This window comes from Streptomyces sp. NPDC043853 (assembly GCF_056436025.1).
Window position 1 is genome coordinate 25,794 of record NZ_JBWKDJ010000020.1, and the last position, 15,400, is coordinate 41,193.

Consider the following 15,400-nt stretch of genomic DNA (forward strand, 5'->3'; position numbering starts at 1 on the left):
GATCCCTTGGCGCGGCCTGCTCTACGCTCACGGCATGGCTTCCATGATCACACCTGCGGCTCCGGTGATCGACCTCAACGCCGACCTCGGCGAGGGCTTCGGCCGGTGGACGCTCACCGACGACGATGCCCTGCTCTCCGTCGTCACCAGCGCGAACGTGGCCTGCGGCTTCCACGCCGGCGACCCGTCCATCATGCGTCGGGTCTGCGAACTGGCCGCCCGGCGGGGCGTACGCATCGGCGCCCAGGTCTCGTACCGCGACCTGGCCGGCTTCGGCCGCCGCTCGATGGACGTCCCGCCGGCCGAGCTGGCCGCCGAGATCGCGTACCAGATCGGCGCCCTGGAGGTCTTCGCCCGCGCGGCCGGCTCCCGGGTGTCGTACGTCAAGCCGCACGGCGCGCTGTACAACCGGACCGTGCACGACGCCGGCCAGGCGGCCGCGGTCGTCGCCGGCGTCCGGCTCGCGGCCGGCCCGGACACCCCCCTGCCGGTGCTCGGCCTGCCCGGGTCCCTGCTGCTGGCAGCCGCCGAGGAAGCGGGTCTGCCCGCCGTTCCGGAGGCCTTCGCGGACCGGGCGTACACCCCCGAGGGCACCCTGGTGCCACGCGGGGAACCGGGCGCGGTCCTGCACGACCCGGACGCCGTGGTGGCCCAGGCCCTGGAGCTGGTCGGGTCGGGCCGCGGCCGCTCGCTGTGCCTGCACGGGGACACCCCCGGGGCCGCCCGGCTCGCGAAGCGGGTCCGGCGGGCGCTGACGGAGGCGGGGGTACGGGTGGCGGCGTTCACGGAGCAGTCGGCGTGAGGATCCTCCCGATGGGGCCCGGGGCGGTCCTCCTGGAGCTCGACTCGGCGGCGGAGGTGACGGCCGTCCACGCGGAGCTGCTGCGCCGGCGCGAGGAGCTGGGCGATGTGACGGACATCGTCCCGGCGGCCCGGACGATCCTGCTGGACGGCATCTCACCGGCCCGTGCGGCCCGCGTCGCCTCCTGGCCCATCCCGGAGCTGACGCGGCAGCGGGGCCCCGAGGTGACGGTCCCGGTCCGCTTCGACGGCCCCGACCTGGAGGACGTAGCGGAGATCTGGGGCGTCAGCCCCGATCAGGTGGCGGGGGTGGTCTGCGGTACGGGCTTCCGCGTGGCGTTCTGCGGTTTCGCACCCGGCTTCGGCTACCTGACCGGCCTGCCCGAGCGCTGTCACGTACCGCGTCGCGCAACGCCCCGCACGACGGTGCCGGCCGGCTCGCTCGCCCTGGCGGGCGAATACGCCGGGGTGTACCCGCGCTCCTCCCCGGGCGGCTGGCAGCTCATCGGGACCACGGACGCGGTCCTGTGGGACCCGCGACGGGATCCGGCGGCACTGTTCGAACCGGGGGTACGGGTGCGGTTCACGGAGGCGGCGGGATGAGCGGAGAAGTGCGCGACGCGGCGGATGAGGCGGAGGAGGAGGTGGCGGAGGCGGAGGCCGAGGTGGTCCGGCCCGGTGCGCTGACCACCGTCCAGGACCTCGGCCGGCCCGGACACGCCCACCTGGGCGTGCCCCGCTCGGGTGCCCTCGACGCCCCGGCCCACGCCCTGGCCAACCGCCTGCTGGGCAACCCGGCGGAGGCGGCCACTCTGGAGACCACCCTGGACGGCGTCGCCCTACGGGCCCGCACGGCGGTGACGATCGCCGTGACGGGCGCACCGTGTCCGGTGCGGGTGGCCGGCCGCCCGGCGCCCTGGGGAGCGCCGGTACGCGTGCCTGCCGGGGCGGTGCTGGAGGTGGGCACGGCCACCCACGGGGTGCGCAGCTACGTGGCGGTGCGCGGCGGCTTCGCGGTTCCGCCGGTCTTGGGGAGCCGCTCGACGGACCTGCTCTCCGGTCTGGGCCCGGCGGCCCTGGTGACGGGGACGATCCTGCCGGTCGGCCGGCCGTACGCGTCGCCCGCCTCGGCCACGGACGTGCTGCCCGTCCCGGCTCCCCCGGACGAATTGGTGCTGCCGATCCGGCTGGGCCCGAGGGACGACTGGTTCACCCGGGAGTCGGTGACCGCCCTGACCCATGGAACGTACCGGGTCTCGTCCGAGACGAACCGCATCGGCCTCCGGGTGGAGTCCGGCCCGCCCCTGGTCCGCTCCCGCCCGGGTGAACTCCCCAGCGAGGGCATGGTTCTGGGCGCGGTCCAGGTCCCCCCGAACGGCCTCCCGGTCGTCTTCCTCGCCGACCACCCGGTCACCGGCGGCTACCCGGTCCTGGGCGTGGTCCCGCCCGCCGCCCTGCCGCCGCTGGCCCAGTCCCGCCCGGGAACCCCGGTCCGCTTCAGGGTGGTGTAGGCGCAGCGGGACGGAGGGGGTGGGGCGGGGCCGGGAGGACGGGGCATTCCTTGGCGGAACCGTCCAGCGGGGCGGAGTGAGGCGGGGAAACCGGACACCCTGGGAGGGAAGCAGCCTATGGGGCGGGGGCGGGGGTGTGCCTAGGCTCCGCCTGGGCGGTATCAGGAGGTGCCCGGGGGCTGCCCGTCAGTCCCAGTGTCATTACGTGCCGCCCGTCGGCGTCAAGGGCGCTCCCGTTGGTCGCGTCGGCAAGCCGATGGCCCTTCGGGCCCCCCTTGACCCCGACGACCGTCACGCAACGACAAGGACTGTCGGGCCGCCCCCGGGGGATGGCATGGGAGGAGCCTTCGGATCCTGACGCTCTGGCGTTGGCGGGCACGAGCAGCGGCTCCCGCCCGGCCAGCCGCCCTCCGGGCGGGGGCAGTGGTGAAGTGGATCAGATCTACGTAATTTGGGCCGGTCCAGGGCGCACCAGATCGCTACGTGCTCCTGCCGGACGGCGGATGCGGCCAGTCTGGGGCCGGACAGAGACCGCCAACGATCGCTACGCGCTTCGGTCTGTCGGCGGGTGCGGATTCCGGGGCTGAGAGAAGCGCCCACGATCTCTACGCGCTTCGGACCAGCGGCGGGTGCGGCCCGCCGGGGGCCGAACACAGGCCGCCATCGATCGCTACGCGCTCCGGTCTGTCGGCGGGTGCGGGCTGCCGGGTGGCCGCCCGACTCCGGGACCGCTGACGGTCGTCGGCCTTCCCTCTCAGAAGGTTCAGCCCTTGGCGGTCCGGCTGCCGCCGTTGCCGCAGAAGCGTGCAGCGATCGGCGGCGTCTGCGCCCGATCTCCGTGCATCCCCCCCATCCGCCTGCCGACCGCCATTCCGGCCGGAGGGCGTAGCGATCGAGGGCGCTTGTTGCCGTGTGATGGTCTCGGCCCCGGGCGGGCCGCCTGCCGCCGAGACGGCCAGGAGCGCGTAGCGATCGGTGGCGGTCTATGTCCGGCCACCGGCGGCCCGCATCCGCTGATCGGCAGGAGCGCGTAGCGATTTGGTGCGCCTGGACCGGCCCAAATTACGTAGATCTGATCCACTTCACTTCCGCGTCCGCCCGGAGGGCGGCCGGCCGAGCGACAGCCACTGCTCGTGCCCGCCAACGCCAGAGTCCTCGCCGCCTCGATCCTCCCATGCCATCCCCCGGGGGCGGCCCGACAGTCCTTGTCGTTGCGTGACGGTCGTCGGTGTCAAGGGTGGCCCGAAGGGCCATCGGCTTGCCGACGCGACGAAGGAGCGCCCTTGACGCCGGCGGCCGGCACGTAATGACACTGGGACTGACGGGCAGCCCCCGGGTGCTCCCCAGACGCCGCCCGGGCGAAACGGCCTCCGTGCACCCGGCCTCAGATCCGTGCGGGGCATCGCCTCCACCCCGCCCTTCCCGCCAGCACCGATACGCGGCTCCGCCGCAAGCGGGGCTCCGCCCCAGCCGCCCTCCGGGGCTCGCCTCGCTCCCTGCCCTCACCCCTGCTCCCACGCCCGCTCCACCCCGCCCCACCCCGCCCCACCGAAACGGCAGCGGGCCCGCGTCCCCGCCCCTACCAGGGGCAAGGCCGCGGGCCCGCGTTCGGTTCGGCAGTCGGGCGCGGCTACACCGCTCGTTCCGTGCCGCGTGAGATGCGGTCTCGGACCGCGGACTGGACGTCCTCTTCCTCGGCCGGGTCGGCTGCGAGGCGGCGGAGGCGGTCGGCGACCCGGGAGTCGGCCGTTTCGGCGTGGTGGGCGGCGACCTCGCGGGTGGACTCCTCGCAGTCCCAGAGGCATTCGACGGCGAAGCCCGCCGCGAAGCTGGGGTCCGTCGCCGCCAGGGCGCGGGCCGCGCGCCCTCGCAGGTGGGACGAGGAGGTCTCTCGGTAGACGTGCCGCAGGACGGGTGCCGCGCAGCCGATCGCCAATCGGCCCGCGCCGTCCACGAGCGCGAACAGGGCCACTGCGTCCGGGCCCTCGGAGCGGACCGTGGAGCGGAGGACCGACAGGACCAGCGGCGCGTCCTCGGCGCCGCCGTGGGCGGCGAGCAGGGCGGCCGCCGCCGCCCCCAGGGCGTCGGGCCGGCCGGCCCAGGTACGGGCGCGGGCCACCGCGGACGGTCCGCACATGCGCTGGTAGGCGGCGATGGCGGGTTCGTCGGCGGCGGCTTCGATGAGGTCGAGCACGGCCGGGTTCTCCGGCTCGGCCAGCACCAGGTGGTGCAGGGCGGTGGCGCGGGCGGCCTCGCCGGCCGCGCCGGCGGCCGCGGCGAGGATGCGCGGGCGGTCCTCGGGCGTGGCCACGGCGGCCAGGCAGCGTGCGGCGGGCACGTGCAGCGGGGTGCCGCGGCGCAGGCCGTCGGCGGCCCAGTCGAACACGGCCTGCACGCTCCAGCCGGGGCGCGGCCCGTTCGCGGTCATCTGACGCTGCCAGCGTGAGAAGGAACCCTGCTCGCGGGCGGCGCGCAGCCGGGCGCTGTGCTCGGGCAGCGCTTCCCACAGGCTCCACGGGCGCGGTTCGTACGCGTCGCGGACGGCGGCGGCCAGCCGCGCCTCACCTTCGGGCGTGGCGGGGAAGCGGGCCAGCACGGGTCCGGCGAGGGCGCGCAGGCCGGCGTCGTCGTCGCGCAGTGCGAGCTCGTCCAGGGCCCAGGCCCAGTTCGCGCCGCACGCGGCGTACCGGCGCAGCAGCATCAGCGCGTCGTCGCGGCCGTAGGAGGCGAGGTGGCCCAGGACGGACAGGGCGAGCCCGGTACGGGCCTCCGCCCGGTCGAGCCGCTCCTGCCGGGCCTGCTCGCCGGACGCGTCGTCGGCACAGAGGTCGGCGGAGAGGAGGTCCTCGGCACAGAAGAGGTGGCTCGCGATCTCGCCGAGCGGGCCGTCGAGGTCCAGGTAGAGCCTGGCGTAGTACAGCGAGCGGTTCTCGACCTGCCAGTCCTGGCGCGGGTCGTGCAGCACGCACTGGTTCAGCGCCGTGAGCGCTTCCGCACGGGGAGCGGCGAGTGCGTGCAGCGTGCCGTCGCCACGGCCCCGCTGGAGGAGCCCGAGCAGGGTACCGCTCGGAGCTATGACTGGTTCGAACATGGGAATGGCCTCAAATCAAGCTGGGGACGCAACCGGGAATCGGGATTCACGCAGCCGCGTAACAGCATGTGAGGGCGTCCGCCGTCTTGTTCCGCTCGATGTAGACCATTGCCTTCTCTCTTTCGTCGGTGACCGGAGCTCCCCCCGTACCCCGTATTTCGGGGCTCTCTCCTGATCCGACGCCATGATGACCCAGCCGGTTTGTGTGCCGCGACCACATTTACGGCCGCCGTGACCAACCCGGGATCAAGTCGCGATCAGGTCCGAGCCCTTGAACGGGCCATCAGCGGGCCGTTACCGGCCCGTCACCCCCCGAAAAAGCGGACTACTCGGCTCCGAAGAGCTTGAGCAGGTCGGTCTTGCCGAACATACGGGCCGTGTCGACGGCGGAAGGGGTACCGGCGGCCGGGTCGGCGCCGGCCTCGAGGAGGGCTCGGATGACGGCCTCCTCGCCCTTGAAGACGGCTCCGGCGAGCGGGGTCTGGCCCCGGTCGTTGGCCCGGTCGGCCTCGGCGCCGCGCTCCAGGAGGGCCGTGACGGTCTCGGCGTGGCCGTGGTAGGCGGCGAGCATCACGAGGGTGTCGCCGCGGTCGTTGGTCAGGTTGGCCGGGGCACCCGCGTCGAGGTAGGCGACGAGGGTCGCGGTCTCACCCTGCCGGGCCAGGTCGAAGATCCTGGTCGCCAGTTCGATGACGTCCTCGTCCGGGATGCCCGGGACGTCCGGGACGTCGTGGGGGTTCTCGCTCATGGGGCCGTACCGCCTTTCACTCCACCGCCGGGCCGTGCCGGGCCGCCGGGTCGCCGCGTCGTCCGTTCGGACGATGCGACAGCTTACTGGCCGTAACCACCCGAGCGGGGTCCGGCCCAGAGGTGCCGCTCCGGTTCGTCCGGGCAAGTGAAAAATCCGGCAATTCACCCGGATGCACCTGTTGTCGCATTGATACTTCCTGTGAGGTAGGGAGAACTGTTGGTGACTGTCCCCCACCGTCCCCACCCATCAGGAGAACCTGCCATGGTCCTGTCCATCTCGGGCGTCGTCCTGCTCGGCATCATCTGCTTCCTCTTCTTCAAGAAGGACGGGATGAAGCTGACCCACGCCTTCGTCTGCTCCCTCTTCGGCTTCTTCCTCGCGGGTTCGGCGATCGCGCCGAGCATCACGGCGAGTACGGCGAGCCTCGCCAGCCTGCTCGGCGGCATCAAGCTCTGACCGGCCCCGCCCTCGCCGCATCCACAACTCCAGGAGACGCCCGTGGCCAGGCGCCCACTTCCCCGTATCCTCCAGCACGGCAACGCGTCGCTGGCCCGGGGCCGCGATCTCGCGAGAACCGCTGCCGACAGCGCCACGGACGTCCTCCATCCGCTCCTCGTCATCGGGCGCGGGCTGCGCGTCCTGGCCGCCTCCGGGCGGCGCAAGTGGGCCGACACCCCCAAGGACAAGCGCGGTCCCGCGCTGTTCCTCGGCGCGGCCTGCGTGCTGGCGCTGGCGCTGATGCCGTACGGGCCACTGCTCGGGCTGATCACGCTGATGGCGGCGGCGGGCTGGCAGGGACGCGACCGCACCCCCGTGAGCACCGGGCCGGGCGAGGCCGAGGCGGAACGGCTCGGCTCGCTCTACGAGGCCCTCGTACCGTACTTCTCCATCCCGGAGGACCCCGCCCCGCTGTTCGCCCACGGCGGCGGCTGGGACAAGGCATTCAGCGGGTACGCGTTCGATTCCGCGGGCCGACTCACCCGGCTCCGGATCCGCTACCCCGCGTACTTCACCGACGGCGAGTCCGATTCCCGGGCCCGGATCGAGGCCCTGCTGCACGCCAAGTCCGGGCGCGGCCGCGAGTACCTCTTCGACTGGGACGAGGAGGGCAACACCCTCGACCTGAGCGTGCTGCCGCCGCTGCCGGCCGGCATCGCCGCGCAGCGCTTCGTCACCTCTCCCGGGGAGATGGTTCTCGGCTTCACCGACTCCGGCGGCGTGCCGCGGACCCTGCCGGTGCTGGACGGGGTGGAGACGCGGGACGTGCCGCCGGTGATCTGGCGCACGGGCCCGCGGGCGACCGAACCGCACCTGCTCGCCGTGGGCCAGCCGGGCAGCGGTACGTCGACCCTGCTCCGGTCGATCGCACTGCAGGCGCTGCACCACGGGGCGGGCGTGCTGATCGTGGAGGGCGGGGGCAGCGGGGAGTACACCTGCCTGACCGGCCGGGCTGGCGTGCTGGCGGTGGAGTGCGGGCTGGGCGGGGCCCGGGCGACGCTGAAGTGGGTCGCGCACGAGACCGAGCGGCGGCTGATCGCCACGAACCGGGCGCGGCAGGCGGGGCGGCCGGCGCCGGAGGACACCCGGCGGCCGCTGTGGGTGCTGCTGGACCGGCCGAGCGTGCTGGGGCACTTGGCGGCGGCCTCGGCCGCGGAGGGGGACGGGCGGGGTGATCCGTTCGCGCTGCTGCAGGTGCCGCTGCGGCACGGGCGGTCGGCGAACGTCACGGTGGTGGTGGCCGAGCACTTCGACCAGCTGGAGCTGTTGAGCGAGGCGGTGTGGGCGCACACCCGGGCCCGGGTGGTGCTGGGCTCGGCGTCGATCCCGCAGATCACGGGCGTGCTGGGGCTGCCGCCGCACACGACGCCGACGGCGGAGGTGCCGGCCGGGCGGGGGTACGCGCGGCTGGGCGCGGGGCCGGTGCACCGGCTCCAGGTGCCGGTGACTCCGGACCCGTACGACGACTCGGCGGCGGGGGCGGCACGGGAGGCGGTGCTCGGGCTGCTGCCGGAGCGGTGCCCTGGCGGGGGCGGCTTCGTCGCCAAGTCCCCGGCGGGGCCCCCGGCCCAGGCTCAGGCGTCCGCCGACGCCCCGGCCGAGACCGCGTAGCCCGGCGGGGGTCGACGCCGAGTCCGCTCGGCCCGGTGCGGGGGGCGTCCCGCAGCGTGCCGTGCCCCACCGGGGCCCGGGGCGCACGACCCCACCGCGCAGGGGCTGTGCCCGCCCTGACCCTGGGGGGCGTCTCCGCCGAGGCGTGTGCGGCCTCCGCCCAGGTGTGGGCGGGCCTCCGCCGGAGGTGTGGGCGGCCTCCGCCGAGGCGTGTGCGGCCTCCGCCGAGGCGTGGGCAGGCACCTCCGCCGAGGTGTGGGCAGGCGTTCCGCAGGGCGGAACGGGTGGGCACACCGGAACGCCGCACCGCAGGCTCGCTCCGCCCCCACCGAAGCCCTGGCGCGCTTGGCCGCAGCGCCGCCCGGGCAGGGCGGTGGCTTCGCCGGACCCGGCACCGCCAGGAGCGGAGCTCCGCCCGGACGGGGTCCGGACCGCAGCCGGACCGGGGCGCGGGGTGGCTGCGCGAGCCCTCGCGGGACCGGGGTGCCGTGTGCCCACCCTCCCCCAAGCTCTCGACTTCGCTCGAGCAGGGGGGACCCCCATCGCCCCAGCGGCACGACTGCCCACACGGCCGGCCGGACGGGGGCCGACACGCCCGCCCCACGGCCGTGGCAACGGCCGGCAGCCGTGGCCCACACGGCCTTGGCCGCGGGGTGGGGGCCGGCGCGCCCGCCCGCACGGCGGCGGGGTGGTGCGGTGCGCCCCCCGCACGCGGACGGGAGGCCGGAATGGCGGCGCAGACGCAGGGCCGGTCAGGCCACGAACGCGCGGGAGGGTTCGACCGCGCCGGTCGGCGCGCCGCTGGCGACCAAGCGGGCGGCGGCCGCAAGGCGGGTGGCGGCCTCGTCGGCCACCGGGCCGCCCACCGTGAAGGGGAGCCGGACGTAGCCCTCGAAAGCGCCGTCCACACCGAAGCGCGGCCCCGAGGGGACGCGGACGCCGACGCGTTCGCCGGCCTCGGCGAGCCGGGAGCCGGAGAGGCCGCCCGCCCGGGCCCACAGGGTGAGGCCGCCCCGGGGGACCGAGAACTCCCAGTCGGGGAGTTCCCGGCGGACTGCCGCCACCAGGGCGTCCCGGTTCCCGCGGGCCTGGGCGCGGCGCAGGGCCACCGCGTCCGTCCAGCCTCCGGTCCGCATCAGCCAGTTCACCGCCAGCTGCTCCAGCACCGGCGTGCCCAGGTCGGCGTACGCGCGCGCGGCGACCAGGCTGCGGATGACGTCGGGCGCGGCCCGCACCCACCCGATCCGCATGCCCGCCCAGAACGCCTTGCTGGCCGAACCGACCGTGATCACCGTGCTGCCCGCCCGGTCGAAGGAGCACATCGGCCGGGGCATGGCCAGGTCGGGGTCGAGCTGGAGCTCGGCCATCGTCTCGTCGGCGACCAGTACCGTGCCCGCCGACTTCGCCGCCTCGACCATGGCGCGGCGCTGCTCGTCGGTCGCCAGGGCGCCCGTGGGGTTGTGGAAGTCCGCGACCACGTAGGCCAGGCGCGGGGCGGCGTCCCGGAGCACCTGGCGCCAGGTCGGCAGGTCCCAGCCGTCCAGCCCGTCCGACATGGCGACCGGCACCAGGCGGACCCCGGCCTCGCGCATCAGCTGGAGGATGTTGGCGTACGAGGGGGACTCGACGGCGATGCGTTCGCCGCGCCCCGCGAAGAGGTGGCAGATCGCGTCGATCGCGCCCATCGCGCCCGTGGTGACCATGATCTGTTCCGGCATGGTCGGTATGCCGCGCTCGGTGTAGCGGTCGGCGAGCATCCGCCGCAGGGCGGGCAGCCCGGCCGGGTAGTCGCCGTGCGTGTGGGCGTACGGCGGGAGTTCCTCGAGCGCGCCCTGGACCGCCCGGGTCAGCCACGGCTCGGGGGCCGGGAGGGCCGCGCAGCCGAGGTCGATCATCGAGCCGAGGGCCTCCGGCGGGAGCGGTTCCAGTCCGCGGGCGGGCAGCGGGTTGCCGGCCGGTACGGAGGTCCAGCTGCCTGCGCCGCGCCGGGACTCAAGGAAGCCCTCGGTCCGCAGGGCCTCGTAGGCGGCGGCGACGGTCGTCCGGGAGAGGGAGAGGGCGACGGCCAGTTCGCGCTCGGCGGGCAGTCGGGCGGCGACCGCGACCCGGCCCTCCAGGACCAGCAGACGGATGCCGTCGGCCAGGGCACGGTAGGCGGGCGGCTTCCTGGCACCGGGCACGGCGGGCCGCGGCTGCTGCGAGGTGATCAGCCGGGCGAGTTGGGTCGCACCCACGGCGGAGGTCCACTGAGCCATGCTGTCCGGTCCACCTTCTCGGATTGGCCGTTTCCGCCCGGGGAGCGGCCGGTATTGGATTGGTCCTGCGGGGACCAGACTCGCACGGGCCGGTCGGCGCGCACCAGCCGCCCTGCCGCCGAATCGCTTCGGCACCGGAGCCGTACCGGACCCGGGCGGGCTTCACCCCCGCAGGCCGCGGGCTCGGGCGGGCGCGGGGCCGTTCGTCGGTGCCCGCGCGGCCCCGGCCGAATCCCACCCGTCCCCGCCGTGTCACCGGGATGCCGTGTACGGGGTGCATACTGCCGCCGTGACGCACGTACACCTTCGCCATCCCTATCTGGACCACCCGGCTCCGATTCCGTTCGCGCACCGCGGCGGGGCGGCGGACGGCCTGGAGAACACCGCCACCGCCTTCCGGCGCGCCGCCGAAGCGGGTTACCGGTACTTCGAGACGGATGTGCACGCCACGCAGGACGGAAAGCTGGTGGCGTTCCACGACTCGACCCTGGACCGGGTCACCGACAGCACCGGCCGGATCGCCGAGCTGACCTGGGCGCGGGTGCGGGAGGCCAAGGTGGGCGGCTCCGAGCCGCTGCCGCTGTTCGAGGACCTCCTCGACGAGTTCCCGGATGCCCGCTGGAACATCGACATCAAGGACGAGTCCGCCCTGCACCCGCTGGTGAACCTGATCGCCCGCCGCGCGCTGTGGGACCGGGTGTGCGTGGGCTCGTTCTCGGAGCGCCGGGTGGCCCGGGCGCACCGGCTGGCCGGCCCGCGCCTGGCCACCTCGTACGGCGTGGCGGGGGTCGTCGGCCTGCGGCTGCGCTCGTACGCGATCCCGGCGGCGTTGCGCGTGGGCGCGGTGGCGGCGCAGGTGCCGGAGAGCCAGGGCGGTATCCGGGTGGTGGACCGGCGGTTCGTCCGGGCGGCGCACGAGCGCGGCCTGCAGGTCCACGTGTGGACCGTGAACGAATCGGAACGTATGGAGGCGCTGCTCGACCTGGGTGTCGATGGCATCATGACGGACCGGATCGACATCCTGCGCACGGTCCTGGACCGGCGCGGGGCCTGGGCGTAGGCCCGCACGGGACAGCAAGGGGGCCGGGAGTGAGCGCGCAGACGACCGACGGGGCGGCGGCCGACGAGGCGGGCAGAGCCGAGCGCATACGCGAGCAGCGCGGTTGGTACTTCTACGACTTCGCCTGCTCCGTCTATTCGACGAGCGTGCTGACGGTGTTCCTCGGGCCCTACCTGACGGCGGTGGCCAAGAAGGCCGCGGACGCCGAGGGGTTCGTGCACCCGCTGGGCATCCCGGTGCGGGCGGGGTCTTTCTTCGCCTACTCGGTGTCCGTGTCGGTGATCGTGGCGGTGCTGCTGATGCCGCTGGTCGGCGCGCTGGCCGACCGGACGGGCCGGAAGAAGCCGCTGCTGGCGGCGGCCGCGTACACGGGGGCGACGGCGACCGCCGGCATGTTCCTGCTGGGCGGCGACCGCTATCTGCTGGGCGGGCTGCTGCTGATCGTGGCGAACGCCTCGCTGGCCGTCTCGATGGTGCTGTACAACGCGTACCTGCCGCAGATCGCCGAGCCGGACGAGCGGGACGCGGTCTCGTCCCGGGGCTGGGCCTTCGGCTACACCTCGGGCGCGTTCGTGCTGGTCCTGAACCTGGTGCTGTTCCAGGGGCACGAGTCCTTCGGACTCTCCGAGGGGACGGCCGTCCGGATCTGCCTGGCCTCGGCGGGCCTGTGGTGGGGTGCGTTCGCGGTCATCCCGCTGCGGCGGCTGCGCGACCGGGCCGTGGTGCGGGAGGGCGGTGCGGACCGGCCCGTCGGCACGGGCTGGAAGCAGCTGATGGCCACGCTCAAGGACATGCGGCGGCACCCGCTCACGTTGTCCTTCCTGCTCGCGTACCTGATCTACAACGACGGCGTGCAGACCGTGATCTCCCAGGCCTCGGTCTACGGCTCCGAGGAACTGGAGCTGGAGCAGTCCACACTGATCGTCGCGGTACTGCTGGTGCAGGTCCTGGCAGTGGTGGGGGCACTCGGCATGGGGCGGCTCGCCCTCCGCTACGGCGCCAAGCGCACGATCCTCGGATCGCTGGTGGCGTGGACGCTGACCCTGGCCGCCGGATACTTCCTGCCGGCCCGGACCCCGGTGTGGTTCTTCGTGCTGGCCGCGGCGATCGGCCTGGTCCTGGGCGGCAGCCAGGCGCTGTCCCGCTCGCTGTTCTCGCATCTGGTGCCCCGGGGCAAGGAGGCCGAGTACTTCTCCGCGTACGAGATCAGCGACCGCGGGGTGTCCTGGATCGGACCGTTGGTGTTCGGCCTGACCTACCAGTTGACGGGGAGCTACCGGGACGCGATCGTCTCATTGGTGATCTTCTTCGCACTCGGCTTCGTTCTCCTGGCCCGGGTGCCGGTCCGCCGGGCGGTGGAAGCGGCGGGAAATCCCGTTCCGTCCCGGATCTGACGTACGGATTTAGACGTCAAACTAAAAGGGCGGTAGTGTACGCCTTTGGCCTGCCAGGCGGACCGTTACTGCGTGTTGAAGAAGTGAAGACGTTGGGTGACATCTGCTGCCAGATGTGACAAAACGGGCATTGGTGGGTACAACAAGGGGCGGCACGACGGGCGACGCATCACCCGGAGCGGGAATCTATACCGCCGACCGGACGTTGACCGGATGACGACGACAGCGACACCTGTCCTGTGGGCGACAAGCCCGGGAGGCACGATTCATGAGTGAGCGAGCTCTCCGCGGTACGCGCCTCGTGGTTACCAGCTACGAGACGGACCGCGGCATCGATCTGGCCCCGCGCCAGGCGGTGGAGTACGCATGCCAGAACGGACATCGATTTGAGATGCCGTTCTCGGTTGAGGCAGAAATTCCGCCGGAGTGGGAGTGCAAGGCGTGCGGCGCCCAGGCACTCCTGGTGGACGGGGACGGGCCCGAGGAGAAGAAGGGCAAGCCTGCGCGAACGCACTGGGACATGCTCATGGAGCGGCGTACCCGCGAGGAGCTCGAGGAGGTGCTGGCCGAGCGGCTGGCGGTCCTGCGCTCCGGGGCGATGAACATTGCCGTGCATCCGCGCGACAGCCGGAAGTCCGCGTAGCGCATTTGCGCGTAAAGCCCGCGGGGCCCTGCGACCTTTTTGGTGGCAGGGCCCCGCGGGCGTTCGGCATGCCTTGCCCGGCCCGGGCTGGGCGCGTCCCGCCGGGCCGGGTGGCCCCGGGGGCCGGCTTCGGACGCGCCGGGGCCGGGCTGCGGGTGAGGGTGTGGCCCCTATCGCCCTGGGCACGCCTGCCCACACGGCGGCGGGATGCGGCGGGCGTTACGGCGTCAGCGGGGGGCGGGTCGGGTCCGGGTCGGACGGGCGGTCCTCGCGGATGACCTCGCCCTGGACGATCTTGCCGTCGGGGTAGTGGATGCGGGCCTGCTGGAAGGCGTCGCCGAAGGAGCCGGCCCGGGCCGAGGCGACCTTCTTCTCCAGCATCCCTTCGAAGCGGCGGCCCACCACGGCACGGACCGGCGGGAGCAACAGGAGCAGTCCGGCCACGTCGGACAGCAGGCCCGGCAGGATCAGCAGCAGGCCGGCCAGCATGGTCAGGCCGTTGCCCGAGCCCTTGCCCGCCGACGGGGGCGGCGTCGGGGGGCGGCCTTCCTGGGGCTGCTGGAAGGTGGCGCCGAGGTTCTTGAACGCCCGCCGTCCGGCCCGCTTGATGACCACCGCGCCCAGCACCAGCCCGGCCGCGAGGAGGGCCAGTACGGCCAGTCCGCCGATCTCGCGGGCCACCACTCCGAGCAGCCAGATCTCAAGGACCAGCCAGGCGGCGATGGCCAGCGGCACGAAGGTACGGGGGCGGCGCGGAGAACGCCGTCGGGCCGTCGGGGCGGGGGGCGGGGTCGTCATACCCCAAGTGTGCCAAGTGCCCCGTAAACCCGCCGTCGGCCCGGAGTACGGTCCGCCCCCTACGGGTCCTCCCCCCGGAGGGTTCAGCTCCGGCCGCCGCGCGGGCCCGTCCCCGGGATGCCGAGCTTCGCCGCGCGCGTGGACAGTCCCCAGGTCGTGACCCGCCACAGGGCCTCGACCACGATGTCCTTGCTCATCTTGCTGTCGCCGAACTCGCGCTCCACGAACGTGATCGGGACCTCCACCACGTGGAAGCCCTTCTGCACGGCCCGCCGGGCCAGGTCGACCTGGAAGCAGTAGCCGGCCGACGCGACCTCGTCCAGGCCGAGCCCCTCCAGCGTCTCGCGCCGGAAGGCCCGGTAGCCGCCGGTGACGTCGCGGATCGGCACGTCGAGCATCAGCCGGGAGTACGTGGAGCCGCCGCGCGAGAGGATCTCGCGGTGCTTGGGCCAGTTGACCACCCGGCCGCCCGGCACCCAGCGGGAGCCGAGCACCAGGTCCGCGCCCTTGAGGGCGGTCAGCAGCCGGGGCAGTTCCTCGGGCTGGTGGGAGCCGTCGGCATCCATCTCCACCAGCACGCCGTAGTCGTGTTCCAGGCCCCAGGCGAAGCCGGCCAGGTAGGCGGCGCCGAGCCCTTCCTTGCCCTTCCGGTGCAGCACGTGGACCTGCTCGTCCTCCGCCGCCAGCTCGTCGGCGAGCTTGCCGGTGCCGTCGGGACTGTTGTCGTCGGCGACCAGGACGTGCGCGTCCGGCACCGCCGCGCGCACCCGGGAGACGATCGGCCCGATGTTCTCCGCCTCGTTGTAGGTCGGAATGATCACCAGAGCCGTGCCGAGCGGTCCGTACCGCCGCTCCCCGCCGTCGCTCACTGATTCCCCTTACGTACCTTGTGCGTGCTGCCGTACCCACTCTAAAGGGGTGTCCGGCGGATCGGGCCCTGATCCGCCGGACACCCCTGCCGGGCGGGTCGCTCCGGAGGACCGGTCC

13 protein-coding genes are annotated in these 15,400 nt (G+C 73.9%); 8 read left to right on the top strand and 5 right to left on the bottom strand.

Features of this window, described 5'->3' with window-relative positions:
- Positions 1–43 precede the first annotated feature (43 nt).
- Genes AC067U_RS34510 through AC067U_RS34520 form a run of 3 tightly spaced genes read left to right on the top strand, consistent with a single transcriptional unit; the run spans position 44 to position 2,312 of the window.
- Positions 44–802: a LamB/YcsF family protein gene (locus tag AC067U_RS34510; RefSeq protein ID WP_478833881.1), complete on the top strand. Its 759-nt coding sequence runs from the start codon at positions 44–46 to the stop codon at positions 800–802.
- The gene (locus AC067U_RS34515; protein WP_478833796.1) at positions 799–1,404 is read left to right on the top strand and encodes a 5-oxoprolinase subunit B family protein; all 606 of its coding nucleotides are present in this window, start codon (positions 799–801) and stop codon (positions 1,402–1,404) included. The genes AC067U_RS34510 and AC067U_RS34515 overlap by 4 nt, the downstream gene beginning before the upstream one ends.
- Before the next feature lie 41 nt (positions 1,405–1,445).
- The gene (locus AC067U_RS34520; RefSeq protein ID WP_478833882.1) at positions 1,446–2,312 is read left to right on the top strand and encodes a 5-oxoprolinase subunit C family protein; all 867 of its coding nucleotides are present in this window, start codon (positions 1,446–1,448) and stop codon (positions 2,310–2,312) included.
- Positions 2,313–3,942: 1,630 nt separating this feature from the next.
- Here the strand turns inward: AC067U_RS34520 and AC067U_RS34525 are convergent.
- Both AC067U_RS34525 and AC067U_RS34530 read right to left on the bottom strand, forming a co-directional pair.
- On the bottom strand, positions 3,943–5,403 hold the full coding sequence (locus tag AC067U_RS34525; RefSeq protein ID WP_478833797.1) for a HEAT repeat domain-containing protein: 1,461 nt from the start codon (positions 5,401–5,403) through the stop codon (positions 3,943–3,945).
- A gap of 325 nt (positions 5,404–5,728) precedes the next feature.
- Complete coding sequence (locus AC067U_RS34530; protein WP_478833798.1) at positions 5,729–6,151, bottom strand: ankyrin repeat domain-containing protein; 423 nt, start codon at positions 6,149–6,151, stop codon at positions 5,729–5,731.
- A gap of 264 nt (positions 6,152–6,415) precedes the next feature.
- Between AC067U_RS34530 and AC067U_RS34535 the strand changes: the two genes are divergently transcribed.
- Positions 6,416–6,610, top strand: coding sequence for a hypothetical protein (locus AC067U_RS34535; RefSeq protein WP_030031218.1), 195 nt, complete (start codon positions 6,416–6,418; stop codon positions 6,608–6,610).
- 42 nt (positions 6,611–6,652) lie between these two features.
- The gene (locus AC067U_RS34540; RefSeq protein WP_478833799.1) at positions 6,653–8,263 is read left to right on the top strand and encodes a P-loop NTPase family protein; all 1,611 of its coding nucleotides are present in this window, start codon (positions 6,653–6,655) and stop codon (positions 8,261–8,263) included.
- A gap of 752 nt (positions 8,264–9,015) precedes the next feature.
- On the opposite strand, the gene AC067U_RS34545 is transcribed toward AC067U_RS34540, so the two are convergent.
- Complete coding sequence (locus tag AC067U_RS34545) at positions 9,016–10,518, bottom strand: SCO1417 family PLP biosynthesis transcription factor (RefSeq protein WP_478833800.1); 1,503 nt, start codon at positions 10,516–10,518, stop codon at positions 9,016–9,018.
- A gap of 289 nt (positions 10,519–10,807) precedes the next feature.
- Here AC067U_RS34545 and AC067U_RS34550 point away from each other — a divergent pair, with 289 nt between their 5' ends.
- The 3 genes from AC067U_RS34550 to AC067U_RS34560 all read left to right on the top strand — a co-directional run bounded on the left by AC067U_RS34550 (position 10,808) and on the right by AC067U_RS34560 (position 13,615).
- Positions 10,808–11,578, top strand: a complete 771-nt coding sequence (locus AC067U_RS34550) for a glycerophosphodiester phosphodiesterase family protein (RefSeq protein ID WP_478833801.1) — start codon at positions 10,808–10,810, stop codon at positions 11,576–11,578.
- A gap of 29 nt (positions 11,579–11,607) precedes the next feature.
- Positions 11,608–12,972, top strand: a complete 1,365-nt coding sequence (locus AC067U_RS34555; RefSeq protein WP_478833802.1) for an MFS transporter — start codon at positions 11,608–11,610, stop codon at positions 12,970–12,972.
- Positions 12,973–13,240: 268 nt separating this feature from the next.
- Complete coding sequence (locus AC067U_RS34560) at positions 13,241–13,615, top strand: RNA polymerase-binding protein RbpA (protein WP_003959706.1); 375 nt, start codon at positions 13,241–13,243, stop codon at positions 13,613–13,615.
- 219 nt (positions 13,616–13,834) lie between these two features.
- On the opposite strand, the gene fxsA is transcribed toward AC067U_RS34560, so the two are convergent.
- Complete coding sequence (fxsA, locus tag AC067U_RS34565; protein ID WP_478833803.1) at positions 13,835–14,413, bottom strand: FxsA family membrane protein; 579 nt, start codon at positions 14,411–14,413, stop codon at positions 13,835–13,837.
- An 83-nt stretch (positions 14,414–14,496) separates the two neighbouring features.
- Positions 14,497–15,282, bottom strand: a complete 786-nt coding sequence (locus tag AC067U_RS34570; protein WP_478833804.1) for a polyprenol monophosphomannose synthase — start codon at positions 15,280–15,282, stop codon at positions 14,497–14,499.
- Positions 15,283–15,400 lie beyond the last annotated feature (118 nt).